Annotated in this window: 25 protein-coding genes, 1 tRNA gene, 2 rRNA genes and 1 pseudogene (1 of these 29 running past the window's edge); 13 read left to right on the top strand and 16 right to left on the bottom strand. The window is 45.6% G+C overall.

What is annotated here, in order from left to right; all coding sequences use genetic code 11:
* Nucleotide 1 precedes the first annotated feature (1 nt).
* From EXU30_RS10725 to EXU30_RS10715, 3 genes are all read left to right on the top strand, one after another.
* Nucleotides 2-736, top strand: a complete 735-nt coding sequence (locus EXU30_RS10725; RefSeq protein WP_130599915.1) for an ABC transporter ATP-binding protein — start codon at nucleotides 2-4, stop codon at nucleotides 734-736.
* A complete protein-coding gene (locus tag EXU30_RS10720) occupies nucleotides 736-1,869 on the top strand; it encodes an ABC transporter permease (RefSeq protein ID WP_130599913.1) in 1,134 nt (377 codons plus the stop codon). Before EXU30_RS10725 ends, EXU30_RS10720 begins: the two co-directional genes overlap by 1 nt.
* 88 nt (nucleotides 1,870-1,957) lie before the next feature.
* Nucleotides 1,958-2,233: a hypothetical protein gene (locus tag EXU30_RS10715; RefSeq protein ID WP_130599911.1), complete on the top strand. Its 276-nt coding sequence runs from the start codon at nucleotides 1,958-1,960 to the stop codon at nucleotides 2,231-2,233.
* Between the two features lie 120 nt (nucleotides 2,234-2,353).
* On the opposite strand, the gene mog is transcribed toward EXU30_RS10715, so the two are convergent.
* The 4 genes from mog to EXU30_RS10695 all read right to left on the bottom strand — a co-directional run bounded on the left by mog (nucleotide 2,354) and on the right by EXU30_RS10695 (nucleotide 5,729).
* A complete protein-coding gene (gene mog, locus EXU30_RS10710) occupies nucleotides 2,354-2,887 on the bottom strand; it encodes a molybdopterin adenylyltransferase (protein WP_130599909.1) in 534 nt (177 codons plus the stop codon).
* 188 nt (nucleotides 2,888-3,075) lie between these two features.
* Nucleotides 3,076-3,573, bottom strand: coding sequence for a C40 family peptidase (locus EXU30_RS10705; RefSeq protein WP_130599907.1), 498 nt, complete (start codon nucleotides 3,571-3,573; stop codon nucleotides 3,076-3,078).
* 47 nt (nucleotides 3,574-3,620) lie between these two features.
* On the bottom strand, nucleotides 3,621-4,205 hold the full coding sequence (locus EXU30_RS10700; protein ID WP_165399005.1) for a TetR/AcrR family transcriptional regulator: 585 nt from the start codon (nucleotides 4,203-4,205) through the stop codon (nucleotides 3,621-3,623).
* Nucleotides 4,206-4,412: 207 nt separating this feature from the next.
* Nucleotides 4,413-5,729, bottom strand: a complete 1,317-nt coding sequence (locus tag EXU30_RS10695) for an anaerobic C4-dicarboxylate transporter (protein WP_130599903.1) — start codon at nucleotides 5,727-5,729, stop codon at nucleotides 4,413-4,415.
* Between the two features lie 290 nt (nucleotides 5,730-6,019).
* Here EXU30_RS10695 and gltS point away from each other — a divergent pair, with 290 nt between their 5' ends.
* A complete protein-coding gene (gene gltS / locus EXU30_RS10690) occupies nucleotides 6,020-7,246 on the top strand; it encodes a sodium/glutamate symporter (protein ID WP_130599901.1) in 1,227 nt (408 codons plus the stop codon).
* A 49-nt stretch (nucleotides 7,247-7,295) separates the two neighbouring features.
* Here the strand turns inward: gltS and EXU30_RS10685 are convergent, their stop codons facing one another.
* Both EXU30_RS10685 and EXU30_RS10680 read right to left on the bottom strand, forming a co-directional pair.
* Nucleotides 7,296-7,766, bottom strand: coding sequence for an LPP20 family lipoprotein (locus EXU30_RS10685; protein ID WP_242620193.1), 471 nt, complete (start codon nucleotides 7,764-7,766; stop codon nucleotides 7,296-7,298).
* 51 nt (nucleotides 7,767-7,817) lie between these two features.
* The gene (locus EXU30_RS10680; RefSeq protein ID WP_130599899.1) at nucleotides 7,818-8,537 is read right to left on the bottom strand and encodes a hypothetical protein; all 720 of its coding nucleotides are present in this window, start codon (nucleotides 8,535-8,537) and stop codon (nucleotides 7,818-7,820) included.
* Between the two features lie 193 nt (nucleotides 8,538-8,730).
* Here EXU30_RS10680 and EXU30_RS10675 point away from each other — a divergent pair, with 193 nt between their 5' ends.
* From EXU30_RS10675 to EXU30_RS10665, 3 genes are all read left to right on the top strand, one after another.
* Nucleotides 8,731-9,459, top strand: a complete 729-nt coding sequence (locus EXU30_RS10675) for a flagellar basal body L-ring protein FlgH (RefSeq protein ID WP_130599897.1) — start codon at nucleotides 8,731-8,733, stop codon at nucleotides 9,457-9,459.
* A gap of 3 nt (nucleotides 9,460-9,462) precedes the next feature.
* Nucleotides 9,463-10,650: a flagellar assembly protein T N-terminal domain-containing protein gene (locus EXU30_RS10670; protein WP_130599895.1), complete on the top strand. Its 1,188-nt coding sequence runs from the start codon at nucleotides 9,463-9,465 to the stop codon at nucleotides 10,648-10,650.
* Between the two features lie 171 nt (nucleotides 10,651-10,821).
* Nucleotides 10,822-11,619: a substrate-binding periplasmic protein gene (locus EXU30_RS10665; protein WP_130599893.1), complete on the top strand. Its 798-nt coding sequence runs from the start codon at nucleotides 10,822-10,824 to the stop codon at nucleotides 11,617-11,619.
* A gap of 15 nt (nucleotides 11,620-11,634) precedes the next feature.
* Here EXU30_RS10665 and EXU30_RS10660 read toward each other — a convergent pair whose 3' ends face one another.
* Nucleotides 11,635-12,567, bottom strand: a complete 933-nt coding sequence (locus EXU30_RS10660; protein ID WP_130599892.1) for a LysR family transcriptional regulator — start codon at nucleotides 12,565-12,567, stop codon at nucleotides 11,635-11,637.
* Nucleotides 12,568-12,888: 321 nt separating this feature from the next.
* Here EXU30_RS10660 and EXU30_RS10655 point away from each other — a divergent pair.
* Together EXU30_RS10655 and EXU30_RS10650 are read left to right on the top strand one after the other, a co-directional pair.
* Nucleotides 12,889-13,817 (top strand): annotated as a pseudogene (locus EXU30_RS10655) (sodium-dependent bicarbonate transport family permease).
* Nucleotides 13,818-13,893: 76 nt separating this feature from the next.
* The gene (locus EXU30_RS10650; RefSeq protein ID WP_130599890.1) at nucleotides 13,894-14,523 is read left to right on the top strand and encodes a TMEM175 family protein; all 630 of its coding nucleotides are present in this window, start codon (nucleotides 13,894-13,896) and stop codon (nucleotides 14,521-14,523) included.
* 69 nt (nucleotides 14,524-14,592) lie between these two features.
* Here the strand turns inward: EXU30_RS10650 and EXU30_RS10645 are convergent, their stop codons facing one another.
* The 4 genes from EXU30_RS10645 to EXU30_RS10630 form a co-directional block, all read right to left on the bottom strand.
* Nucleotides 14,593-15,777: a BaiN/RdsA family NAD(P)/FAD-dependent oxidoreductase gene (locus EXU30_RS10645; protein ID WP_130599888.1), complete on the bottom strand. Its 1,185-nt coding sequence runs from the start codon at nucleotides 15,775-15,777 to the stop codon at nucleotides 14,593-14,595.
* A gap of 122 nt (nucleotides 15,778-15,899) precedes the next feature.
* A complete protein-coding gene (gpsA, locus tag EXU30_RS10640; protein ID WP_130599886.1) occupies nucleotides 15,900-16,916 on the bottom strand; it encodes an NAD(P)H-dependent glycerol-3-phosphate dehydrogenase in 1,017 nt (338 codons plus the stop codon).
* A 5-nt stretch (nucleotides 16,917-16,921) separates the two neighbouring features.
* Nucleotides 16,922-17,398: a protein-export chaperone SecB gene (gene secB / locus EXU30_RS10635; protein WP_130599884.1), complete on the bottom strand. Its 477-nt coding sequence runs from the start codon at nucleotides 17,396-17,398 to the stop codon at nucleotides 16,922-16,924.
* 197 nt (nucleotides 17,399-17,595) lie between these two features.
* Nucleotides 17,596-18,030: a rhodanese-like domain-containing protein gene (locus EXU30_RS10630; protein ID WP_130599882.1), complete on the bottom strand. Its 435-nt coding sequence runs from the start codon at nucleotides 18,028-18,030 to the stop codon at nucleotides 17,596-17,598.
* Between the two features lie 270 nt (nucleotides 18,031-18,300).
* Between EXU30_RS10630 and gpmM the strand changes: the two genes are divergently transcribed.
* The 4 genes from gpmM to EXU30_RS10610 are packed head-to-tail and all read left to right on the top strand — an operon-like array spanning nucleotide 18,301 to nucleotide 23,091.
* Nucleotides 18,301-19,845: a 2,3-bisphosphoglycerate-independent phosphoglycerate mutase gene (gpmM, locus tag EXU30_RS10625; protein WP_130599880.1), complete on the top strand. Its 1,545-nt coding sequence runs from the start codon at nucleotides 18,301-18,303 to the stop codon at nucleotides 19,843-19,845.
* 10 nt (nucleotides 19,846-19,855) lie between these two features.
* Nucleotides 19,856-20,989 carry a murein hydrolase activator EnvC family protein gene (locus tag EXU30_RS10620; protein ID WP_130599878.1) on the top strand — a complete coding sequence of 378 codons (1,134 nt, stop codon included), beginning with the start codon at nucleotides 19,856-19,858 and terminating at the stop codon, nucleotides 20,987-20,989.
* Nucleotides 20,990-21,047: 58 nt separating this feature from the next.
* Nucleotides 21,048-22,262, top strand: coding sequence for a S41 family peptidase (locus EXU30_RS10615; RefSeq protein ID WP_130599876.1), 1,215 nt, complete (start codon nucleotides 21,048-21,050; stop codon nucleotides 22,260-22,262).
* 25 nt (nucleotides 22,263-22,287) lie between these two features.
* Nucleotides 22,288-23,091 carry a divergent polysaccharide deacetylase family protein gene (locus tag EXU30_RS10610; protein WP_242620192.1) on the top strand — a complete coding sequence of 268 codons (804 nt, stop codon included), beginning with the start codon at nucleotides 22,288-22,290 and terminating at the stop codon, nucleotides 23,089-23,091.
* On the opposite strand, the gene EXU30_RS10605 is transcribed toward EXU30_RS10610, so the two are convergent.
* The 5 genes from EXU30_RS10605 to EXU30_RS10585 all read right to left on the bottom strand — a co-directional run.
* Nucleotides 23,063-23,521, bottom strand: a complete 459-nt coding sequence (locus EXU30_RS10605) for an Rrf2 family transcriptional regulator (RefSeq protein WP_130599874.1) — start codon at nucleotides 23,519-23,521, stop codon at nucleotides 23,063-23,065. The two genes, EXU30_RS10610 and EXU30_RS10605, sit on opposite strands and share 29 nt — an antisense overlap.
* Nucleotides 23,522-23,564: 43 nt before the next feature.
* Nucleotides 23,565-23,816 carry a YkgJ family cysteine cluster protein gene (locus EXU30_RS10600; RefSeq protein WP_130599872.1) on the bottom strand — a complete coding sequence of 84 codons (252 nt, stop codon included), beginning with the start codon at nucleotides 23,814-23,816 and terminating at the stop codon, nucleotides 23,565-23,567.
* Between the two features lie 576 nt (nucleotides 23,817-24,392).
* Nucleotides 24,393-24,469 (bottom strand) — tRNA-Asp (locus EXU30_RS10595).
* Nucleotides 24,470-24,556: 87 nt separating this feature from the next.
* Nucleotides 24,557-24,672: ribosomal RNA gene (gene rrf / locus EXU30_RS10590) — 5S ribosomal RNA — on the bottom strand.
* Between the two features lie 150 nt (nucleotides 24,673-24,822).
* Nucleotides 24,823-24,998, bottom strand: a 23S ribosomal RNA gene (locus tag EXU30_RS10585) (it continues 2,713 nt past the right edge of the window).

Here is a 24,998-nt window from a genome sequence, read left to right as displayed (position 1 = left end):
CATGATTAAAGTAGAGAATTTATCGAAGAAGATTGGCGATGTGCAGGCGCTTAATAACCTAAGTTTTAGCGCTGAAAATGGTCAAATTACCGGATTGCTTGGCCCAAATGGTGCCGGCAAAACCACCTGTTTACGCACGCTTTTCGGCCTATTAAAACCAGATGCTGGCGTATCAAGCGTTGATGATATTGATGTCGCTAAAGATCCTATTGGCGCAAAGCAACAACTTGGTTTGTTCCCTGACCCATTTGGTCTGTACGAGCGTTTAACGCCAAGAGAGTACATCAGCTACTTTGCCGAGCTAAGTGGCATGGGGCGCAAAGATGCCAAAGCTGCCACTGCCAAAGTGATTGAGCAGCTTAATCTTGAAGATATTGCCGACCGCCGCTGTAAAGGTTTCTCTCAGGGTCAACGCATGAAAACCGCGCTTGCTCAGGCAATCGTTCATCAGCCAAGCAACATTATCCTCGATGAGCCAACCCGTGGGCTCGACGTAATGAGTACGCGCTTGCTGCGTGACATCTTGCTGGAGCTAAAAAGTCAGGGGCACTGCGTGCTGTTTTCAAGCCACGTGATGCAAGAAGTCGCCGCACTGTGTGACCGCGTTATCGTGATGGCAAAAGGTCAGGTTGTGGCTATTGGTAGCCCAGATGAACTCTGCCAACAAACAGGTAAAGACTCACTAGAAGATGCCTTTATCGCTCTCATTGGTACTGACGAAGGAATTGCAGCCTAATGAAAACAATATTTGCTATGGTGCGCAAAGAGCTAATTGATGCCGCGCGCGACAAACGTTCAGTCATGGCGGGTTTATACTACGCCATCGGTACGCCGCTATTAATGTGCGGCATGTTTATGGTGCTGATCGGTCAGCTATCTAGCCCAGAAGACCTGAAAATCACCATTGAAAAAGCTGACAACGCACCTGATTTAGTGCGCTACCTCGACAACAATGGCATCGCCCACGGCGAAGGCGAAGATGTTAAAGACATCACCTTGCGGATCAGTGATGACTACGCCAAAGACATGTCGCAGGCCAAAGCTGCTGAAGTATTTGTCATTGCCGATCAATCAAACGAGAAATTGCAGCAGTCTATTCGTCGCCTGGAAAAGCGCTTACAGCTATACAGTCTCGAAATGGGCAGCTTGCGTTTAATTGCTCGCGGTATTAACCCGCAAGTGGCTGCGCCAATTAAAGTCACAGTGTACGATCAGGCAACATCCGACTCTAAAGGTGGGTTTATTTTGGGTATCGCGATTTTCACCATGATTTATTCGGTGTTTATCTCGGCGATGAACCTTGCCATTGATACCAGTGCCGGTGAGCGCGAGCGTGACTCTTTAGCCTTGCTGCTAAGCCACCCGATCACCACCCGCCAGCTAGTGTGGGGTAAGGTTATTGCCGTGACTTGCTTTGCTATGTTGGGGTTAATACTCATCATGCTTATCTCCAAAGTCGCCTACACCTTTGTGCCTTGGCATGAGCTTGGATTTAGCGTCAACATCTCGATGGACTTTATCGGCTTGATGTTCGCCATTGGTGCGCCAGTAGCCCTGCTAGCGGCAACTCTGCAACTGTTCGTGTCATTTATGGCAAAAACCTTTAAAGAAGCGCAGTCATACCTAACCATGGTGCTGTTTGTACCAATCGCGCTGTCGATGGCTGCAAGCTACAACATCGCGCCCGATATGTTGCAATGGCTGCCAGTATCAGGTCAGCAACAAGCACTAATGGCATTTATTAAAGGCCAAGCGCTACCAGTGACCCAGTTAGTTGTATCAACTGTCGCCACGCTAGTCATCGCCTTAGGTCTTGCCTTTGGTATGGAGAAATCACTTAAAAGCGAAAAGGTGGTATTTGGCTTGTAGTGCTCAGCACCTAAAGCGCCACCTTGTAATTAACCGCTGCCCGATGTTTTTGAGCACAAATAGGCAAAAGGCAGCTAGTGGAGGAAGTATGGAAAACGATATCGCAATCATCACCTTAGTGGCATTGATAGTTATGGGAACCACCGCCACCGAGCTATTTAAATACTATATGAAAGCCAAGTACCCAAAAGGGAAACTCGCGGGTCAAGCAGCTGAGGCATCATCAAAGCAAGATGCCCAATTCAGCAGTCATGTTGCCGACCTACAAGCGCAAAACCAGGCATTAAAAGAGCGTGTGCAAGTGCTAGAGAAGTTAGTCACGGATGAAGGGTTTGAGGTTAAGCAGCAAATTAATCGTTTGTAGAATAAGTTTGAACAGCTAGCCCCGTTTACTCAAAGAACAAGGCAATAGAAAAAGCCGCGACTGTATATGTACAGGCGCGGCTTTTGTTTGCATGCAGCTAAGCCGCTTAGCGTCAGAAAGCTACTTAGCTTTTGGACGGAACGGCTTAATAACTGACTCGTCGCATTCCAGGAAAGGTCCTTCCATCAGATCGATACAGTAAGGAATCGCTGGGAATACCGCATCTAGACACTCGCGGATAGACTTTGGCTTACCTGGCAGATTCACAATCAGGCTATCTGCACGTAAACCTGCAGTCTGGCGCGACAAAATTGCCGTTGGTACGAACTTTAATGACTCAGCGCGCATTAGCTCACCAAAGCCAGGCATCATGCGGTCACACACAGCTTCTGTTGCTTCTGGGGTAACATCACGCTTAGCAGGGCCTGTACCACCGGTAGTAACTACTAAACAGCAATCTTGGTTATCTGCCATATCGATAAGCGTTGCTTCAATCACGTCTTGCTCATCCGGGATCACCTTATAAACCGGCTCCCACTCAGAGGTCAGGTACTCATTTAGCACATCAATAATCGCTTTACCTGAGATGTCTTCATACACACCGGCACTGGCGCGGTCACTCACGGTAACAATACCGATTTTTGCTTTCGTCATTAATCTATCCTCATATTCATACTTGTCGCCTCAGCGCACTGAAACACTCACTCATTCACATAAGCGACGACAACTTATCTGTCTTTGTTGTATTCAATTTTTTGTATTCAGCTTTTTGCATTCAAGAGTGGCCATAAACTAGCACAATTCGACGCAAGATTGGCGATTAGTCGCCGCGCAGCATTAGGCTAATTAACTAAGCGTGACGCAAACCAATATCTTGGCTGCCAATACACGTTATCAAGACTCGAAATCATCACGCCGCGGCTACTCGATACATGTAAAAACTGCCTATTTGAAAGGTAAATACCCACGTGCCTGCCACGCCAAGAGGTTTTAAAAAACACTAAATCGCCTGCCTGTAATTCCGACTTGGCTACCTTATAGCCTAAGCTGGTTTGCTGCTCAGTAGTACGAGGTATACTGCCGCCAACTAACGACTGGTAGGCCAATACCACCAGACCAGAGCAATCTGTACCACGCTTATCCATGCCGCCAAGACGATACGGCACGCCTTGCCACTGCTGATAAAAAGCGCGAATGCGTGCTTCGTTCCAGTTAGCTTGAGTAACCTTGCTTGTTTGAGATGAAGGGGTGGATTGAGGTGGCGGCGCTGAGCTACATGCAGTTAGCGTTAGCAGCACTGCCACAACAATGACGTTTAGCACCCGAGCAAAACTACACATTTAAGCTCACCTCAAACTTCAATAACGACTCATGCGGATGCATTAAACTAGCGCGTCATTAACTGCACGCTTTGCACCAAACTGCGCTTAGCAGCTTGCTTGTCGCCATCTATCTTTAAGCGCAACACCACGCCTTGCCACTGATTCCAAAACACATGCGCCATAAATGAAGTGTCACGCTCTTTCGCGATAAAGCCTTGTTGTTGTCCCTGATAGAACAACTGCGCAAGCTGCTCAATCCAGCGCTCATACAGGCTATTAACCGAGGCTTTGAGCTCTGGGAAATTATCGGTGGCTTCAATCATTAAATTCGCCAACAAGCAGCCCTTAATCGGGCTCACGCTGGTTAAGTCATCCAGCATGCCATGGTAGGCCGTCAGCATGGTCGATAGATTTTCTTTAAAATCTAACTGCTCATCGAACTCAATAGATGCCAGTGTTTGCTCAAAGTATTGCTCAGCCACACACACAGCAAAGGCTTCTTTGCTTTTGAAGTAATGATAAAACGACCCTTTGGGGATCCCCACTTCATCAAGAATAACCTTGATACCCACAGCGCTTAAACCAAACTGCGAAAACAAACGCTCTCCGGCACTGCAAATAACCTGACGGCTGGTAGACGACTTTTTCATAACTCTCATCCGTAGCTATGTCACTCACACAGCTAATGTCCTTGTTTACTTTTAATATGACTAAACTGACACTAATGATAGAACAAAGTAGACCGACCGCCTAGTTATTAACGAATCGCAAATTATCTTGTGCAACTAAATACGCTTTAAAGCAAAAAGCTGCCCTTGGGCAGCCTTTAAATTTAATAGTATTGCGTGAGTTTGTACCTAGTTCACCGCCATTGAAATAAAGTAACCGGTAACCGTTGCGGTGATCACTCCAATAAAGCCCGGAATTAAAAAGCTATGGTTAAGCACATACTTACCGATTCGGGTTGTGCCAGAGCGGTCGAAGCTGATTGCAGCGAGATCGCTTGGGTAAAACGGAAAGAAGAAGTAAGCGTAACAAGCCGGCAGCACACCAATAAGCACAGGCGCAGGAATGCCGAGACTAAAGCCCAGTGGCAACATAATGGTTAATACCGCAGCCTGACTTTTCAAGAATACCGATACCACAAACATGGCAATCGCGAATGTCCACGGGTATACCTCCACAATGTCTTTCACCGCATCGACCAAATCGCTCTTGTGATGGCTAATAATGGTGTCGCTCATCCAGGCAATACCAAAGATGATGATCACTGCGCTCATACCTGCGGTGAATACATTGCTGCTAGCAATTTTCTTTGGACTAACATTGGTTGCCAGTAAGATGATGGCGCCTACTGACAGCATCATAAACTGGATCGCCACCGACATTTTCACGCCTTGAGGCAGAATCTCCTTGCTGAACATGGCAACTACGATTACCGACAAGATACCCAGCAAGAACACACCTAGCCCTTTTTTAGCAACCGACTGCTCTGCAGCGGTTTGCTCAATGGCATCGGTTTTATCCACCAGCCCTGCTTTAAATTCTGGATCTGCTAAACGTGCTTGAAACTCAGGGTCTTTATCTAAGTCTTTACCGCGCTTTAAGCTCCAAATACAGGCAACTAAAAGACCGGATAGCGTTGCGGGAATGGTCACCATAAGCACATCAACTAGGCCAATATCTAGGTTGTTATCAACCGCAGTAGCCATCACCACAGCGGCTGCGGCCGCAATTGGGCTAGCAGTAATCCCCATTTGTGAGGCGACCGAGGCCATCGCAAGCGGACGTTCAGGGCGAATGCCTTTTTTGTAAGCTACATCGTAAATTACCGGCAGTAATGGATAAACCGAATGGCCTGTACCCACCAGCACAGTGAGCGAATACGTACATAAAGGCCCGAGGAAGACAATGTGCTCAGGGTGTTTACGCAGCAGCTTCTCAGCAAAGCGAACTAACAGCTTTAAGCCACCGGTTGCCTCAAGTGTGGCAGATGCCGCAACCACGGCAAGGATGATTAGCATCACTCCAATTGGCGGCGTACCTGGCGCAATACCAAATACAAAAGCCAGTACCGAAACCCCTAAACCACCTAATAAACCGAAGGCTATTCCACCATAGCGAATGCCAATAAAAATGACGCACAGCAGCAATAACATGTGTAACGTAAACATAGTCTCCCCGTCAGACTTGCAGAACTTTGTGCAGGTATACCATAGGGAAAAAAGCGATTAGTGATACGTGTCATGCTTCTAGGGTGAATAGAAAGTGCACCCTTAAATTCGTGATCAAATTCACAACTACTTCAGCAGTTAGGTTCACCATACGGAAAAGCCAATTCGAGCCGATAACACAGAAGCTACATAAACCGCTGACTTGCAGAAAGTTATCAACACTTTCTCAAGGGCATAAACTCTGTTAGCTTGAGCATTAACTAATTAAGTAACCTGGTTCTGAGGGATAGATGGAATTTACAGACGGCGTACTACAGCTTAACTCATTCTTCACCGTGACCATCGGCATCATAGTGCTGTTTATTGGTCGTAGGTTAAATCAGGTTATTGGCTTTTTAAAAGAGTTCAGTATCCCCGAACCAGTATCTGGCGGAATCATTTTTTCGCTGCTTTTTAGCCTTATCTATGCCCTCGCCAACGTCGAAGTCAGTTTTGACCTCATGGCGCGAGACGTACTACTGGTCTATTTCTTCACCACTATCGGCATAAACGCCAGCCTGGGGGACCTGTTCAAAGGCGGTAAACCACTCATCATCTTACTTGCTGTTACCATCGGCTATATGATTTTACAAAATCTCACTGGTATCAGTGTGGCCGCCGCTTTTGGTCAAGAGAGCGTAGTCGGCATGTTAGGCGGTAGCGTATCGCTCATTGGCGGACATGGTACAGCCATCGCCTGGGCACCTAAAATTCAAGAACAGTTTGGACTGACAACCGCCATGGAAATTGGTATCGCCAGTGCAACCTTCGGACTCATTCTAGCCAGCTTGATGGGTGGACCTATTGCCAAATACTTGATCAACAAGCACCAACTCGCTCCAACACCTCAAACAGATATTGCTGAAACGAAAGGTAAAGAAACGGAAACGCCGGTACGAATGACGTCATTTGATTTTCTCGACGCACTACTGGCCATTCACATCTGTGTGATTTTGGGATTCTTTTTAAATGAGCTAGTTAGTGAGTTGGGACTAGATTTACCGCTGTTTGTTACCTGTTTATTTGCCGGTATTGTTATCACCAACCTAGTACCGAAAACCTATCCAAGACTCACAGGTACGGCATGGCCAACGCGCACTGCCGCAGTCGATTTAATTGCCGATATATCTCTAGGTACCTTTTTAGCCATGTCGTTAATGAGTATGCAGCTATGGACACTCATCGATCTTGCCGGGCCTATTTTCGCAATCTTAGCTGCGCAGTTTATTATCGCGATTCTGGTCAATATTTTCGTGGTATTTCCAGCAATGGGGAAAAACTATGATGCAGCAGTGATTTGCTCAGGTTTTGGTGGGATCTCGCTCGGCTCGACACCAACGGCGATGGCCAATATGGCAGCTGTATCACAACGCTACGGCCATAGCGCACAAGCATTTATTATCGTACCGCTAGTTTGTGCCTTCTTTATCGACTTGGCTAACGCCTTGATCATTCCTTACTTTCTTAATCAGCTGTAATTTAAGCGACTGCTTAGGTTGGCAGCGCTAGCCTAAGCACATTAAATCACTAAAAATTTTTCACCGGCTCAACAATCAAGGTATTGGATTGAACTGGGCTTTCAGATTGCATATATAAATCACGCACAAGTTTAAAATCTAGCTCTAATTCAGTGACATAAAAGCCATCAACCGGATAGGTTTTAACGACTTTGGCACCTTTGATCACGCCTTGTATTTTAACCTTAGTGTCTATGCTATTGAGAAAGTAACCCTTGGCGGCTGAGCTCGAGCTAAGTTGCATTCCATAAACTTGCTCAGCTAACTCCCGATAAGCCAGAATTTTTGACGCCTCCATGGCTTGCAGCACCTTTTCTTTCTCCAAAAGCGCGGGTTGCTGTGATATGGGTGCATAACCAACTGCGGTTAATACCGGATAGTCTGACTTATCGCTGTCATTAGTATAGCCAACGCTTTCACAGCCAAATAGCGATAGACCAAACAACAATAAACAGCCAACCCACACGATTCGATTAAACATAGCTCTCCCGTTCATTCTGTTGCTGCAATTGCTTGGCAACACTATTGGTATCTACTCGTTGTTCGCGTTATCAGATGCCGCCTGCTCGCTAAACATCGAACTCATTGCAGACCATAATCCTGTAGAGTGATTTTGATTAAAGTAATCAACACCAAGCTCAACAGCCGTCGCGCCCGCTGCCATTGGTCCTGCATATAATGCACTGCCAACAACATTGGCAGCTGGGCTAACTTCTTTCCCCGTAAGCCCTTGATACACGCTAGAAACGATAGGTGTGTGATTAAGCACATTAAGCGTGTCGATCGCATCTTGAGCGTTCAGCCCGTCATCACCAAAAGCATAAGTTGCAAAACTATCTAAGCCATCGCCTGATTCTGCTTGCTGCTCAGCATCTGTGGTTGCCGCAACATTGTTACTAATGGCACTTTGCACCATGCTCGTTTGCAGCGACATCAAAAAGCCTTGTTGTAACTCTGATATCACCGCATCACTTACGTTAAGCGACAAGCTATTTAAGTCGGCTAAGCCAACTTCTGATAACAACTGCTGCTGAATTGCACTCACTGAAAAGCTACTGACAGACGATAAGGACTCAGGTACATCAACACTAACCATTCGCGACATAGACTGTGAAACAGCCGCTTGCTGCAGGATGCCAGTAAACTCATCAGCAGACTGTTGCTCAGAGGCCGCACTCACCTCATCAACATTACTGCCAATTGAAAAGCTCATAGTAGATTGCAGCCAGGACCAAGAATCTTGTATCGACATATACACTCTCAAATTAGCTCACGCCTTCAAGCTTTGCTCAAAGGCCATTACCGATAACTGCATGATAATGTGCAATTAAATCGAGATTGTGCAGAAAAAAAGGAGAACCCAAGGAGTTATTGTAAAGGGCGTAGATTCGCTAATTTGTTTAGTTTTAAATGGACTACCTGAATACCGTACTGAGCTGAACATAATGAAAATAAACACTATTTTGCTGGCATTGTGCTTGGTTACCATTACTGCTTGCAGCAGCACAGAAGTTGCTGAAATCAAGGTGCCAACCAAAGAAGACACCACGGTCAATGTGGCCAGCACTAAAGAAGAAGTGCAACGCGGCGATCCTCAATATCGCCCGGTAAGAAACAACCATATCCAACAAGCGCAACAAGTTACCGGCTCATTGTTCAACCCCAACAATATCTACAGCATTTACCAAAATAACAATCGCTACGAAGTCGGCGATATGATTTTGATCCGCCTTAATGAAGCCATGACCTCAAAAAAGTCCATCAGTTACTCAAAAGACCGTTCTGACGAGTTCAATATGTCGCCCAACATTAACGCTGGCAGCATTAGTATTAACGAGGGCAATCTTAGTGCCGACTACTCGCAAGAAGAAAACTTCGATAGTTCATCTGCTAGCAACCACAATAACTCGCTGACGGGCACCATTACCGTAGCGGTTAGAGAAAAGCTGCCAAACGGCAATTTGATCGTGGCTGGAGAGAAGTGGTTCAAACTCAACAAAGGTGATGAATATGTGCGCTTTTCAGGGGAAATTAGAGTGACCGACATAGCAGCTGATCACTCCATTGACTCACAAATGGTGGGAAATACTGTGATAGAAGTCAGCGGCAAAGGCGAGCAACAAGATAACCAAGACGCGTCACTGATTTCTAAATTGCTCAGCGTATTTGGTTAACTAATGAAGCACTTTCTATCCCTTTGTTTAATCGCCTTATTGCTGCCTGTGTCACCAGCTTTCGCCAAATGGTATTTAGGCCAGGCATCTGTCACCTATGATGGCAATAACTATAACCAAATCCGCAAGCAAGCGATCGAACAAGCTATTGAGAATGCGTCCTTGCAAGCAAGTAGCTTTATCAGCATTGAAAACACCGTCACTGGCGGATTACTAACAAGCACCCAAAGCAAATTGGTGTCGAATCAGCAGATCAGCGAAATCGTCATTCTTAATGAGGCGATTGCTGGCGGTAAGCTGACAATTAACCTCAAAGTGAATATGCACACTGCGGCCAATTGCGTCAAAGACGATTATCTAAAGCAGCTGATTGTCGCTCAGTTCCCGATGTTAACACCTGCCCAGGCTGCTGCCGGTGATATTGCAGCCCTGCCATTTCATGTGGCTTCTCGCATTAAAAATGAACTGAGTAATCAACCAAATATCTTCGTAGAAGAGTTAATTCCAGAAATGGTATTCCAGCCGACATCGAGCTTTGACAGCATCAACCTCAAGTCGGTTAAAGATATTTCCCACGGACTCAACAACCAATTTCAGAGCCAATACCTGGTGTTTGGCTACCTGCGCGACATCAGCCTATTCGACCAAATTACTGCCAACTTGGTCAGTGAGACTAAAGTACCGATGCGAAACTTCACCATTAAAATGTTTATGTATGACCGTATCAGCGACAGCATCTTGTTAGAAGAGGAATACCATGGTGAAGGTGCTTGGTCGTTTGACAGCTATAGTCGTGTCGATATGGCTAATAGCTTATTTTGGCGCAGCGAATACGGCAAAGCTGTGGTGAATACCTTGTTTAAAGTGGCGCAAGACATTAACCGCAAACTCAGCTGCGAGTCTACCAAGGCTATCGTGATCAACAGCGGTGATGAATATGTCACGGTTAATATCGGCACCTTACATGGCGTAGAAAAAGGCGATAAATTCCAGCACATTAAGTTGAACAACATCCCTCTCAACAACGCCGTATTGTCGACCTGGATGCCACCTGAGCAGCCGGTTTACCTTGAAGTGATGCAAGTAAGTAACAAAACCAGTCTGCTTAAAGTGCCAGATCATCAAGACGTTACCGGTGCCAAGCAAGATCAAATTGAGCTTTATGATGCCGTAATAGCTGCGCAGCACTAGCCCCTATCTTAATATTGCTAGCTCCACTTATGTTATGAGTAAGTAATGGGGTTAGGCTAAGCGTCTCTATTCGTACAAGCCAGACAAATATATCGCCACCTTTTGACTCCTAAGCCCGTTAGACTAAGCTAATACTATTAAAAATAACAATAATGGCGATGTACTAGACCTATGACCACTTATGCTCGCATCCCTCCTAACCTACTTACTCGACTTGGCAGTTATTGTTTAACTGCAATCACTGCCATATTGCTAACCATAACCTTGGTATCTACAACCCAGGCTACGCAAATAGATCGAATCATCACCATTAGCACCCAGGAATGGCCGCCTTATCAAATGCAAACCGGCAATGATCAAACCGGCGCAGCAATTGATGCGCTAGCATGTGTGATGCGACGGCTGCAGCAGCCGTATAAAGTGATTTTCTTACCCTGGGGAAGAGCGCAATTTGCCGTTGAGCAAGGTAAGTATGATGGATTTTTCTCGGCAGCCAAAAACGACCAACGCGACAGCTATGCGGTATTCTCTGAACCCTTTATAGCGCAAACCTGGAATTATTACCTGCTAAAGGGAACTCAAGTACCACTCGATCCACAAACCATTAAGCAACAAGCCTATTTTGGTAGTCGCAAACATTCAAACACCACCTATTGGCTTAAACAAAATGACTTTCAATTAATTCATCAAGCGGACCATATCAATGAGCTACTCGCTCTACTACAAAAAGGCCGAATCGACGCTATGATGGAAAATAAGTTGCTGTTTGAGGATGCAATTGCTAAAGCCGGTTTACCAATGGAAATGTTTGAAGTGGTACACAACCGCACCTTGCCGCTAGGAGTGTATTTTGGCAATCAGTTTGTTAAACGCTACCCAGAATTCGTCGAGCAATTTAATCGCCATACTCATGCCTGCCGCTTTGAAGAAACGCCAACCATGGCAACAGGGAAAACCACCAGCAACTAATTATGCGGTTCAAGCCTATAGACTAAATGCTTGCTGCATTTCGCTACGGCCTTGAGTGTTCACATAATCAAGAAACACCTGCGCAATGGGTGATAACGCGCGCGATTTTGCCCAGGCAAATGTCCACTGCGACACAATCGGCAAAGATTCTACATTGAGCACCTTAACATCGTAATTCTCACCAAATGCCAAGGTGTGCGCTGATAGAATCGACACACCTAAACCAGATAACACTGAATGGATAATTGCCTCATTACTGGCAATGGTCATCTTAATATTGGGCTGTAACTGTTGCTGCTTAAAGAAGTTCTCAATTGAATAACGGGTACCAGAACCCGCTTCGCGCATTAAAAAGTCTGCCTGACAAAACGCCTGCAGCGACACTTGTGACTGTTGCGCCAATGGATGGTCGGCCTTAGCAATCGCGACCAAATCATTAGGCATAAACTCAGCCACCTCAATATCTAACCCTTCAGGTACATAACTGAATACGTAAAAGTCATCCAAGCCTTGCTCTAATCTATCTATCACCTGTTGGCGGTTTGCCACAGTAAATTGCACCTCAATCCCAGGATAACGTTCACAAAAAGGCCCCAGCAAATGTGGAATAAAGTACTTAGCCGTGGTTGCACAAGCGATGCGCAGCGTACCTGATCGCAAGCCCTTTAAGCTTGAAAGCTGCATGTCTAATTCTTCACAGCTTTGCAGAATTTGCTTAGCCGTAGCAACTGTTGCCAGTCCCGCATCAGTAAACTGCAACTTGCGCCCTACTTGCTGATAAAGCGGCATACCAATGGCATCAGCAAGCTTTTTTAGCTGCATCGAAACGGTAGGCTGAGTCAGAAAACAAGTCTCAGCAGCCGCCTTGACACTGCCTTGCTCATGTAGTGCCAGAAGAATCTCAAGCTGTCGAAAGGTACCAATATGTGCATGCAATCGTGAAGACATGGCAACCATCCATAGATAAAAATCTAATTAAATATTAGTAAATATCTATTTTTATCTAATCAAATGTAAATGTAAACTTTGGCGAAATTTCACTCAAGCATGAATGAGGTAGTACATGTTAAGCAGAACATCAGCACTGGCAGTTATCACAAGCCTAGTACTTAGCGGCTTTTATGTTTTAAGCTCTTTGATTGGGCAAACAATGCCTGCATTTGCAGCCTTAGCACTAACACTATTCAGCCTGGCTGTGGTTAGCTCTCTCAAACAGCTCAAACTTCAACGCGCAAGCTACGCTAACCAATACTCTCGCGAGAAATAGCCATGATTGATGCAGTGGTAGCATTTTTTATCTTAGGTGCCGGCAGTCAATTGCTTGGTGCAAAGCTGAGCTTTCCAGACAGCTTATACAAGTCACTTAGCTTGTTTTTAATGGTGGCAATTGGTCTAAAAGGTGGTATTGCACTGCAACAACACGTTGACCCTGCCTTATTTAGCATGTCGCTCGCCGTCATAGGCTTTGGCCTGATTATCCCGCTTATCGCCTACCCGCTGCTGCGCTACTTTGGTCAGCTAGATAAAATCAATGCTGGCGCAGTTGCGGCGCACTATGGTTCAGTCAGTGTTGCCACCTACGCAGTTGCAGTTGCTTTACTTGAAGCGGCGAACATCAAATATGAAGCTTACTTTCCGCTGTTCGTCGTCTTACTGGAAATGCCAGCCATTGTTGTTGGACTCATTCTGGCAAAAGGCAGTTTTAAAATCGTCAATGCTGAATTTATCAAACATGAACTGGTTGCCAATCAAAGCATATTGCTGATGCTCGGCAGTCTAATCATTGGTTTTGTGGGTGGTGACAGCGTGCAAAAGCTCGCGCCATTCTTTATGCAGCTTTTCTCTGGTGTACTGGCGCTATTCTTATTAAAAATGGGTATGGTCGCTGCAGAGCAATTATCAACATTAAAGAGCAACAGCCTGTTCTTAATCAGCTTTTCGGTATTGATGCCACTCATTGGCGGTAGCGCGGGTATCGGTTTAGGGGTGCTGATGGGCTAAGCGCAGGCGGCGTTGCACTTATTGCCGTGTTAGGCGCAAGTGCTTCTTATATTGCAGTGCCTGCGGCGATGAAACAAAGCTTACCCGAGGCCAACGCCGGGCTGTCTATTACTGCATCACTTGGGATCACCTTTCCATTTAACGTGCTTGTCGGTGTGCCATTTTTTATTGCACTGGCAAGCTATATTAAGGGTTAGAGCACAAAGTACTAATTAGTGACTTTCTAAAGTAGACTAAAATCCAGGTGTGTGACTAAAGCAAAGGAAAACGAATATGCTAGACCCACAACTGGCAAAAATGCGTCTGCAGCGATTAGCTGACAATGTATTCGCACTCAGTCTTATTCTACTGATAAGTAATGTCGAGTTACCCGCAATTAGCAGCGAACCTTCTGCGAGTGAAATCAATGCGCTACTCATGGCAAACCTGCCGGAAATGGGTGTCTATTTACTTACATTTGCCGTAATAGCAGCTAACTGGGTTAAACACGTTGAATTGTTCTCTGTCATGAAGCATGTAGACCGCAGCTTGATGATGCAACAATTGTGGTTGCTGGCCTTTCTGATGCTGATCCCGGTAACTAATCAGTTCATAAATGTGGATGACAGCCAAACCCTAATTTTGGTGGTCTATAGCTTGAACCTATTAGCTGTGGGCGTCATGTTGTGGCTAGGGTGGCGCCGATTGGCTAACCACCCAGAGCTTCGTATAGAAGGGCTTGATATTGACAAGTTACAAGCTCGCAGTAAGGACACACTATCTGAGCCCTTAGTTGCAGCACTAAGTATAGTCGCAGCGCTGCACTCAAGTTTGGCCTGGGAGTTAACCTTTGTGCTGATCCCTATCTTATTTGCTAAACGTCATCACTTGGAGCCGCTTAAAAAACGTTTGTCAAAGCAATAGCTTGATTAAGGCGTGTTGATCGTTCAAACCATAGCATTTGAGTGTGCACACAAAATGCTAGTTCTACCTTTACACCGCCATTCCCACAGCCACACCCGATGACCATGCCCACTGGAAGTTAAAACCGCCGAGCCAGCCGCTGACATCCATTACTTCACCGGCGAAGAATAAGCCCGGTACTTGTTTCGCTTCCATGGTTTTTGACGATAACTCATTGGTATCAACGCCGCCCAAGGTTACCTCTGCGGTGCGATAACCCTCAGTGCCGTTCATCACTAACGACCATTTGTTTAGCTGCTTGGCAATAGCATCACGCTCACCGTGACCAAGTTGATTGAGCGCTTTATCTAATTGCGCACTGCCAAACAGGGCTTCTACTAAACGCTTTGGCAGCCACTGACTTAGGGTGTTACGCAGGCTTTGTTTAGGGCTACTTTCTAAAGCAGATGTCATTAACTCGATGGCATCATCATTAGGTAGTAGGTTGATGTGGATTGCTTGCCCTGGCTTCCAATAGTTAGAAATTTGCAGTACCGCGGGGCCTGATAAACCGCGATGGGTAAATAGCAAGGCTTCACTAAACTGAGTGCCGTTTTCGGCAGTAATGGTCGAAGGCACAGCGATGCCAGATAATCCCTCAAACTGCGCTTTTTGCTCAGCATGCCAGGTAAATGGTACTAAGCCTGCACTAGTTGGCAGCACCTTTAAGCCAAACTGCTCAGCTAATTGATAGCCAAACGGTGTCGCCCCAAGTTTTGGCATCGACAAGCCACCAGTGGCAATGACCAGCGAATCACAACTATAGTCACCATTAGAAGTAGTCAGTTTGAATTGACCAGAAGCTAGCTTTTCAACTTTAGCGATCTCGGTGCGCAGCTGCACATTGACACTCGCCCAATCACACTCAGTCATCAGCATGGTGACAATTTCTTTGGCTGAGTGATTGCAAAATAGCTGGCCGTGATCGCGCTCGTGGTACTCAACCCCATGACGCTCAACCAGCTCAATAAAGTCGCTCGACTTATAGCGCGCCAGTGCAGATTTAACAAAATGAGGGTTGGCGCAAATAAACTGGTGCGGCTCAACTTTTTGGTTAGTGAAGTTACAACGCCCACCACCACTGATCAAAATTTTACGCCCTGCTTGCTTGGCATTATCTAGTACCAGCACTTGCTTGCCGCGATAACCCGCCGTTGCGGCGCACATTAAGCCTGCCGCTCCCGCGCCAATAATGATCACATCTTGATGTTTCACGTTTGTTCTCACTTACCACTAAAATCAGCCAGCCAAATGTTGGGCGATTTTTAATCAGACACAAAAAAGGGCGCTATATTAGCACCCTTTTATCGATAAAACACTGCTCGTTATCAAGCCAATTAGCTCTCTGGCGTTTCCATCTTTTTGTCACGCCCAAGCAGCTCTTTAGCCGCATCAGCCGGATGCTTACCTTGGTATAGCACCTGATAAATTTGCTCAGTAATCGGCATTTCAACACCTAAGCGTTTAGCAAGAGTGTAAACCTCTTTAGTGTTGCGATAACCTTCAACCACCTGGCCAATTTCAACTTGCGCGGTATCAACGTCTTTGCCTTGACCTAACGCCAAACCAAAACGACGGTTACGCGATTGGTTGTCGGTACATGTTAATACCAAGTCACCCAAGCCAGCCATGCCCATAAAAGTGTTGTTGCCAGCACCTAACGCCACGCCTAAACGAGTTAACTCAACTAAGCCACGAGTAATTAACGCTGTGCGAGCATTAGCACCAAAGCCAATACCGTCAGACATACCCGCGCCAATTGCGATAACGTTTTTAACTGCACCGCCAAGTTGCAGGCCAATAAAGTCCTCATTCGCATAAACGCGCAAACGCTTAGGGCTGTGCAGAAGGTCTACTAAGTCCTGCGTAAACTCAGGGCAAGTACCGGCTACAGAAATTGCAGTTGGCATACCAGCAGCAAGCTCTTTGGCAAATGTCGGGCCCGACAATACCGCTAGCGGGAACTGCTCACCAAGCTGCTCGCGAGCAACATCTTGCAGTAAACGACCGGTTTCAGGCTCAAGGCCTTTTGTCGCCCACACAATACGCGCATCGTCACGTAGCAAAGGTTTTGCTAATTGCAGCACTTCACCAAACACATGGCTTGGCACCACAACCAGCACATTATTGCTGGCAGCTAGCGCAGTTGCTAAATCAGCTTCAATTTCGAGACTGTCAGGAAAATCAATCCCTGGCAAAAACTCGTCATTACGGCGATCGTTTGCCAATTTGTGCATGTGCTCAGGCTCATGACCCCAAAGCAAGGTTCGGTGACCATTACTCGCAAGAGAGATGGCAAGGGCGGTGCCGTAAGACCCCGCCCCTAGTACCGTAATGTCGGCAGTGTTACTCATAGTAATTATGCGTTTGCTTCTTCAGTTGACGCTTCAGCTTGGCGCTGTTGAACGTATTGAGCAAATAGTGCGTCAAAGTTAACTGGCGCTAGGTTTAGTTGTGGGAAAGTACCTCGAGAAACTAAGCTGCTAACTGCTTCGCGAGCGTATGGGAATAGTACATTAGGGCAGTATGCACCTAGTGAGTGAGCTAGTTGTGGCTCAGTTAGACCAGCGATTGAGAAAATTCCCGCTTGCTGAACTTCACATAAGAACGCAGTTTCGTCGCCATTATTAGCAGTCACAGTTAGCGATAAAATCACTTCATAAGTGTCATCAGCTAGCTTGTTACTACGAGTATCTAGGTCCAGTTTAACTTCTGGCGTCCACTCTTTTTGGAAAACAGCTGGGCTGTTTGGCGTTTCAAAAGACACATCTTTCATGTAGATGCGTTGAATGTTGAACTGTGGGTTTTCTGCGTTGTTTGCTACTTCTTCAGCCATGATGTCCTACCTAATAATATAATTTGTTGATGCTTATTTATCGGGTTTATTGTTAGTGGGTTAAGTGAATCACCTAACCCTTATACCCGTCTCGGTCTACCTAATTGAAACTTATTACTAAGCCCTTTGTTTAAGCAGGATCCTATGTTTTTACCTTCGAATGCATGTCTGCAAACGCGGTTTTATTTGTCAGCTACTTATCGCTTACCTGCAACTACAGGCAGGTTTGCTGCTTTCCAGTCAGTCATACCGCCAGTTAGGTTAGATACGCTTTCAAAGCCTTGTTTAACCAGTAGTTGCGCTGCTTGCGATGAAGTCATGCCAGCGTTACATACAACTATAATGGGACTAGTTTTATGCTTTTCAAGGCTTGTAGCTTGATTATTTTTGATTTCAGACATAGTGACGTTTTTCGCCCCTACGATGTGACCTTTTTTAAACTCATCTTTTGAGCGCACATCTACCACAATGGCGTCTTGCTTATTCACCATTTGAGTCAATGTTTGGTGATTGATGTTGGCTACTTTTGAGGTTGCTGACTTAACCGTGGTCACAATAAAAGCCACAAATAAACCAACCCAAGCCAGACTTAGAATTGGGTTAGCTTGAAAAAATTGAATGTATTCTTGCATGTTTACAGCCTATTTAGAGACATTGACGCTAATAACGAGCCACGAGTATATAGTTTTGCTATTGAAGTTTCACCAAAGAATCGCTTCAAATCAGGCATCGACCAGCATTGCAGCGTTTTTTGTAATTTAGATTGAAAATTTATAACACCAGACGCATCAATACGCCCTTTGATCTTTTTACACCGCAGGATAAGTAGTAATATTCATACAATTCAAAATTTCATCGCCAATTTCTTAACATTCAAACTTTGCTTACTAAGAGGTAGCACAATGACAACTGCAAAACGCCCATTGGCGTTATTGATCCTCGATGGATGGGGATACCGTGACAATCCAAAAGATAACGCAATTTATCATGCCAACACGCCAGTGCTAGACAAGCTTAGCGCCACTTACCCTAGTAGTCTGATTTCGGGCTCAGGTATTGACGTAGGTTTGCCTGATGGTCAAATGGGTAACTCAGAAGTCGGCCATATTAATATCGGTTCAGGCCGCATTGTTTACCAAGAACTCACCCGCATTAGCAAAGCCATTGCTGACAATGAGTTCGACCACAACCCAGCATTAGTTACAGCTGTTGATAAAGCTATTGCTAACGACGGCGCGGTGCACATTATGGGCTTATTGTCACCAGGCGGTGTACATAGCCACGAAGAGCATATCGAAGCTATGTGCAAGCTTGCCATCGCGCGCGGTGCCAAAAAAGTTTATTTGCATGCATTCCTAGACGGTCGTGATACGCCACCTCGCAGCGCCAAAGGTAGCCTAGCGCACTTTAGCGAGATGTTTGCCGAGCAAGGTTGCGGTCAAGTGGCATCGATTATTGGCCGCTACTACGCCATGGATCGTGACAACCGCTGGGAACGTGTGACTAAAGCCTATGAGCTAATTACCGAAGGTAAAGCTGAGCATACTTATAGCAACGCGGTTGATGCACTAGAAGCCGCTTATGCCCGCGATGAAAACGACGAATTTGTGGCGGCATCAGCTATTACTAACGCTAATGGTGACATCGCCACACTTAATGATGGTGACGCACTGATCTTTATGAACTTCCGTGCTGACCGCGCGCGTCAAATTACTCGCAGTTTCGTCAATGCTGACTTTGATGGTTTTGCTCGTAATAAAACGCCTGAAGTTAACTTTGTTATGCTGACCGAGTACGCTGCAGACATTAACGCCCCTATTGCCTACCCGTCAGAAGATTTGGTTAATACCCTAGGTGAAACCTTACAAAACTTGGGTAAAAAGCAGCTACGTATTTCTGAGACTGAGAAATATGCACACGTCACTTTCTTCTTCAACGGTGGCAAAGAGCAGCCATTTGAGGGCGAAGACCGTATTCTTATTGAATCACCTAAAGTGGCAACTTACGACTTACAGCCAGAAATGAGCTCTACTGAGCTAACCGACAAACTTGTCGGTGCTATCGAGTCTACCGACTATGACGTGATCATCTGTAACTATCCTAATGGCGACATGGTTGGTCACACTGGTAGTTTTGATGCGGCAGTTAAAGCCTGTGAGGCGGTTGATAGCTGTATTGGTCGCGTAGTTGAAGCGCTACAAAAAGTAGGCGGCGAGTGCATTATTACTGCCGACCACGGTAATGCTGAGCAAATGGCTGATGAAAGTACAGGTCAGGCACATACTGCCCATACTAGCGAGTTAGTACCATTTATTTATGTCGGCCGTGAAGCACAAATAAAAGCTGACGGAAGATTAAGCGATATCGCTCCGACTATGTTATCGTTGATGGGACAAAAGATTCCTGCTGAAATGTCAGGACGTTGCATCATCGACATAACAGAGTAAAAGAATAAACGTGATCCTTCGACACCTTGTTAAAGCCAGCGTTATCGCTGGCTTTTTATTGCTAACCTCTTCTGCCCAAAGTGCTGATCTTGAAAAACGTCAATCAGAGCTTAAAGCAATTCAGGCTCAGATCTCCAAGCAGCAAAGCTCACTACAAGACACCAGCAAACAACGTGAAAAGCTGATCGCGCTGCTACAAAGCGATGAAAAGGCCATCGCCAAAGCCGCGCAGCAAGTTAATCAAACTAAGACTGAGCTCGCCTCGCTAAACAAACAGCTCGAAGAATTAAACCTGCAGCGTGTTGAGCTAGATAAACGCAAGCAGAAACAACAAAAGACACTCTCAAAGCAATTATCAAGCGCGTACCTTGCCGGCAATCACGACTACAGCAAAATGATGCTCAACCAGCAAAATCCTGCCACAGTTGAGCGTATGCTAACTTACTATCAATACCTCAATAACGCCCGCATGCAGGCTATCGCTGATTTAAAATCTACTGCGCAAGAATTAAATCAAGTGGTAAGCCAGCAACAACAACAACAGCAAAAGCTCAACTCAACCATATTGAGTCAACAAAAGTACGCCAAAACTCTTTCAGCCGAACAAAATCAGCGTCAGCAAACCCTAACTCAGCTTCAGCGCACCCTATCAAGCAAAGGTGCTGAGCTTGAGCAGCTGCAAATCGAAGAAGCCAGCCTTAAGCAAATCGTGCAGCAGGCAATGCGCGCCGCTAAGAACAGCCCAAGCATGGATGGTCTTGCTAAATTGAAGGGCAAACTAAAATGGCCGACCAAAGGCCGGACATCGAAAAAATTCGGTAGCCGCCGCTCAGGGCAAATTAACTGGAAAGGCACCATCTTATCTGCACCTGAAGGCCAAGATATTCAAGCGGTTGCCGACGGAAAAGTCATTTATTCAGACTGGTTACGCGGCTTTGGTATGGTTTTAGTCATTGATCATGGTGAAGGCTATATGAGCCTCTATGGCCATGCCCAGGCGCTTTTACGCGAAGTCGGCGATGCAGTGAGCAAAGGCGAATCCATCGGATTAGTAGGACGTTCAGGTGGACAAGCAGAACCTGGCCTATACTTTGAGATAAGGCACAAAGGGCAAGCCGTCAACCCAGCGAGATATTGTCGCTAACCAATCTGGTTTATAAAGCACACGTGATGACGCCGCCCTTGCTTCACAAGGGGATGTTATGCACCAGTCTTTGCGTTATCTAGCATGCTTTATTTGCGGCGTACTTGTTGCAATGTCAGTGAGCTTATCTAGCTCAGAACATACTTTCATTCGAGCAGAATCCAGCGGCCAAGAATATGATTTAGCGCTGCTATATGATGTTATCGACACTGTCGAAACTTATTACCTTAATCAGGTCGAGCGCCCAGAGCTTATCAAGGCGGCAATTGATGGTGTGTTTAAACACCTCGACCCCTATTCAGGCTTCCTTAATCGTCAAGCGTTCCAATCCCTTACCGACAGCAATAAAGGTGAGTATTTTGGTTTTGGCTTCGAGGTTGCGACTGAAGGCGGCAAAATAACCGTCATCACTCCTTTTGCAGGCTCCCCTGCAGCTAACGCCGGTATTATGCCCGGTGATGTGATTTCTCACTTCAATGAAGTAGAGGTAACTGAGAGTAACCTCAACATGGTGCTCACGGGTATTAAACAACATAGCCAGCAAAACCAGGCGATAAACTTAACTGTAGTATCTGATGCTTTAGATGAGCAGCGCGAGTTGATCATATCACCAAGCCACGTGCACATTGAGTCAATCCAGGCGAGAGTAATCAACAATATTGGTTACATTAATATCGCCAATTTTCAGTCTGATGCAGCCAAGGCCATTATTAAACAGTCTATAGCCTGGCAAGAGCTGCAGCTAGATGGCGTAATCTTGGATGTGCGCAATAATCCGGGTGGGTTGTTAGATCAAGCTATCGAAATCGCCGATTTATTTCTCGATAAAGGACGCATCGTCTCGACTCAAGGACGCTTTTTTGATGCCAATGAAGACTACTATGCTTCTAAGCACACTATTTTCAACCAGTTGCCAGTCGCGGTACTGATCAATAAAGGCTCGGCTTCGGCCTCAGAGGTGTTAGCAGCGGCGCTGCAAGAAAATGACCGAGCCGTGTTACTGGGAGAGAAAAGCTTTGGCAAAGGAACTGTACAAAGCCTTATTCCTATGTTGTCTCAAGGAAATGCCATCAAACTAACCATTGCCAAATACAACACACCTAAGGGCAATGACATTCACAGTGTCGGCATCGCTCCAGACATAAAAGTCGACTTTAACACTGTATCAACAAACACAAATGTGCCTATAATCACAGCTTATAATTTAGATGATCCTCTTAAAGACCTACATATAAGCTCTGCAATTAATTGGATTTCGCAAAATAATAACTAAAACTATATACCGATTACTCAGAACCGTGCGCTTATTACTATTAACAGTTACATGTTTACTGACATGCTTTCCGGCATTTGCCGCCAATCTCGCCATTATTATTGACGATATTGGTTATCGGCAAACGGACAAAGCTGTGCTGTCATTAGATCCTAATATCACCCTTGCTGTGCTACCACATACGCCACTAGGCAAAACTTTGGCTCAGCAGGGCTACAGTAATGGTCACGAGATCATGCTGCACATTCCTATGCAGTCGCTTGACGGTCGCAAGCTAGGTCCTGGTGGGCTCACCAATCAAATGAACGAGCGGCAAATCAAACAAACAGTTATTGATGCCGTAGAAGACATTCCGTTTGCTAAAGGCGTTAATAACCACATGGGTAGTTTCTTTACCCAGCTATCAACGCCAATGAAGTGGGTCATGCAGAGCCTAAAGCAAAAGAATCTCTATTTTGTCGACAGCGTAACCACTAAATTTAGCAAGGCAACAGTACAAGCTGAAACAGCAGGCGTACCGCTGCTATATCGACAAGTGTTTTTAGACAATGACAAACGTTATAGCGCGCTAGACAAACAATTCAGATTAGCTATTGATCAAGCAAAGCAGCTAGGGCAAGTCATCCTAATTGGTCACCCATACCCTGAAACGGTGAGTTACTTAAAGAAGAATATGAATTTACTCACCCAGAATGGGGTGAGGCTAGTCAGCGCATCTAGCTTATATGACGCTAATGGTGAGATTGTGGCAAATGTGCTTGACCGTAATACCAAGCCTAACTTAATTGCAGAACAAGTGACTACGACTCAAGCGTCAACACTGGAATAGCAAGATCAGATAAAGTCGACATCAACTCTGACTTATTCACTACAATGTCAGCAAGGGTATATTCATCTAACACGGCAAGATAAGCAGCAACAGCCTTACCAAGTATGCCTTTGAATGCGCATACAGACGTGAAGCGGCATCTTGGTTCATCACAATCAATCGGGGCCAATGAGTTTTCCAGCTCACGTATTAATTGCCCTAAATTGATCTCGCTAGGTAACACTGCCAGTTTAAAGCCGCCGCTTTTTCCGCGAATGGTATTGATATAACCGAGCTTGCCTAGGTGGTGAATAATCTTTGCCACATGATTTGACGACAGAGTAAATACCTCGGTAACTTCTGCAATACGAAACAGCTTTTCACGCTCGTGCTGCATTGCCACGTACATCAAAATACGAATGCCGTAGTCTGTATATCGAGTTAGTTTCATACTTCAGTTACTCTACTTCTGTTGCTACTTCTACTGCCAAGAGTTAGCCAGTACTTTGTTCAAGCTCAGTGATTAAGATCAATGCTTGCTCATTAGTATCACCACAAACATCTTCACAAGGCACAAAAGCACCACAAACATCAGGGCGTTCGGGCTGACCAAAAATCTTACACAAGTTATCGTCATTTAACTGGACGCAACGCACGCCAGCAGGCTTGCCATTGGGCATTCCAGGTATTGGGCTAGTTATAGATGGCGCAATACAGCAGGCACCACAACCTAATCGACAATCCACTTGAACAACCTAAAGACAAAGCATTAAACACTTGCCTAGTGTACTGAGTTTCACATTATAAGGAAGCACTAAAACAAATATTTGTTATGTATGTTTTAGTTTTCAGAAAATAAAATCAGATAATCTGCATATAGAAATATGTCGTGCTGAAAAACACTTCACCGACCTCGAAAGGCCATTCAGGATGTTTGGATGCCAGAAACATAAAAATACCGGCACCTACGAGAAAAAGCTTTATCTAAGCACCGTGGGCGACTATTGGTACTAGCCAACCCCTAACTGACGTGGGGAGTGAAAGCACTTATCTCCAGACCAACTATGATTTTTGAACGCGTAAAACAAAAAAGCCCCATCAATCGGTGAGGCTTTTTTCTTTATGTTGGTGGGCGAGGGTGGCGATAGCCACAAGCTCACGAGCGCGTAAGCTGGGGCGGACTTGCTTTTAAGCCCGTGTGCCTTCGGCACACGAGACAGGCCGCTTGCTATTCAAAAGAGTCTAACCAACTGAACTACCGCTTTTTCGAACGTGCAAAACGAAAAAAGCCTCATCAATCGATGAGGCTTTTCTCTTTATGTTGGCGGAGCGGACGGGACTCGAACCCGCGACCCCCGGCGTGACAGGCCGGTATTCTAACCAACTGAACTACCGCTCCTTTAGACCGAAGTCTAAATTCTTTTTTAGTCGCTAACGTGTCAAGGCTAGGAGACTCGCTTTCACTTATAGTAAAAGCTAATTAGGCGTCTGGAAATGACCTACTCTCACATGGGGAAACCCCACACTACCATCGGCGCGATTGCGTTTCACTGCTGAGTTCGGAATGGATTCAGGTGGGACCACAATGCTATTGTCTCCAGACAAATTTGTTATCTAACCGCTACTTTATTCTCTGTAGCCATTAGATTAATTCGGAAAGCTGTTATTGCTTTTTGTAATTGAGTCACACTATCTAAGTGCTCTATCTAAAATCTAAGGTTATAACCACCTAGCAAAACCCATCTGGGTTGTATGGTTAAGCCTCACGAGTCATTAGTACATGTTAGCTCAACGCCTCACAACGCTTACACACCATGCCTATCAACGTCCTAGTCTCGAACGGCTCTTTAGAGGTCTTAAAGACCTAGGGATGACTCATCTTAGGGCTCGCTTCCCGCTTAGATGCTTTCAGCGGTTATCGATTCCGA

The organism is Shewanella maritima, assembly GCF_004295345.1.
GTDB lineage: Bacteria > Pseudomonadota > Gammaproteobacteria > Enterobacterales > Shewanellaceae > Shewanella > Shewanella maritima.
Note: the sequence above shows the minus strand (reverse complement) of the source record. Positions and strands in the feature narration are given on the sequence as shown.

Excerpts from the sequence above, each read along its gene's own strand:
- EXU30_RS10725 (WP_130599915.1), top strand. The coding sequence starts at position 2 with ATGATTAAAGTAGAGAATTTATCGAAGAAGATTGGCGATGTGCAGGCG.
- EXU30_RS10720 (WP_130599913.1), top strand. The coding sequence starts at position 736 with ATGAAAACAATATTTGCTATGGTGCGCAAAGAGCTAATTGATGCCGCG.
- EXU30_RS10715 (WP_130599911.1), top strand. The coding sequence starts at position 1,958 with ATGGAAAACGATATCGCAATCATCACCTTAGTGGCATTGATAGTTATG.
- mog (WP_130599909.1), bottom strand. The coding sequence starts at position 2,887 with ATGACGAAAGCAAAAATCGGTATTGTTACCGTGAGTGACCGCGCCAGT.
- EXU30_RS10705 (WP_130599907.1), bottom strand. The coding sequence starts at position 3,573 with ATGTGTAGTTTTGCTCGGGTGCTAAACGTCATTGTTGTGGCAGTGCTG.
- EXU30_RS10700 (WP_165399005.1), bottom strand. The coding sequence starts at position 4,205 with ATGAAAAAGTCGTCTACCAGCCGTCAGGTTATTTGCAGTGCCGGAGAG.
- EXU30_RS10695 (WP_130599903.1), bottom strand. The coding sequence starts at position 5,729 with ATGTTTACGTTACACATGTTATTGCTGCTGTGCGTCATTTTTATTGGC.
- gltS (WP_130599901.1), top strand. The coding sequence starts at position 6,020 with ATGGAATTTACAGACGGCGTACTACAGCTTAACTCATTCTTCACCGTG.
- EXU30_RS10685 (WP_242620193.1), bottom strand. The coding sequence starts at position 7,766 with ATGTTTAATCGAATCGTGTGGGTTGGCTGTTTATTGTTGTTTGGTCTA.
- EXU30_RS10680 (WP_130599899.1), bottom strand. The coding sequence starts at position 8,537 with ATGTCGATACAAGATTCTTGGTCCTGGCTGCAATCTACTATGAGCTTT.
- EXU30_RS10675 (WP_130599897.1), top strand. The coding sequence starts at position 8,731 with ATGAAAATAAACACTATTTTGCTGGCATTGTGCTTGGTTACCATTACT.
- EXU30_RS10670 (WP_130599895.1), top strand. The coding sequence starts at position 9,463 with ATGAAGCACTTTCTATCCCTTTGTTTAATCGCCTTATTGCTGCCTGTG.
- EXU30_RS10665 (WP_130599893.1), top strand. The coding sequence starts at position 10,822 with ATGACCACTTATGCTCGCATCCCTCCTAACCTACTTACTCGACTTGGC.
- EXU30_RS10660 (WP_130599892.1), bottom strand. The coding sequence starts at position 12,567 with ATGTCTTCACGATTGCATGCACATATTGGTACCTTTCGACAGCTTGAG.
- EXU30_RS10650 (WP_130599890.1), top strand. The coding sequence starts at position 13,894 with ATGCTAGACCCACAACTGGCAAAAATGCGTCTGCAGCGATTAGCTGAC.
- gpsA (WP_130599886.1), bottom strand. The coding sequence starts at position 16,916 with ATGAGTAACACTGCCGACATTACGGTACTAGGGGCGGGGTCTTACGGC.
- secB (WP_130599884.1), bottom strand. The coding sequence starts at position 17,398 with ATGGCTGAAGAAGTAGCAAACAACGCAGAAAACCCACAGTTCAACATT.
- EXU30_RS10630 (WP_130599882.1), bottom strand. The coding sequence starts at position 18,030 with ATGCAAGAATACATTCAATTTTTTCAAGCTAACCCAATTCTAAGTCTG.
- gpmM (WP_130599880.1), top strand. The coding sequence starts at position 18,301 with ATGACAACTGCAAAACGCCCATTGGCGTTATTGATCCTCGATGGATGG.
- EXU30_RS10615 (WP_130599876.1), top strand. The coding sequence starts at position 21,048 with ATGCACCAGTCTTTGCGTTATCTAGCATGCTTTATTTGCGGCGTACTT.
- EXU30_RS10605 (WP_130599874.1), bottom strand. The coding sequence starts at position 23,521 with ATGAAACTAACTCGATATACAGACTACGGCATTCGTATTTTGATGTAC.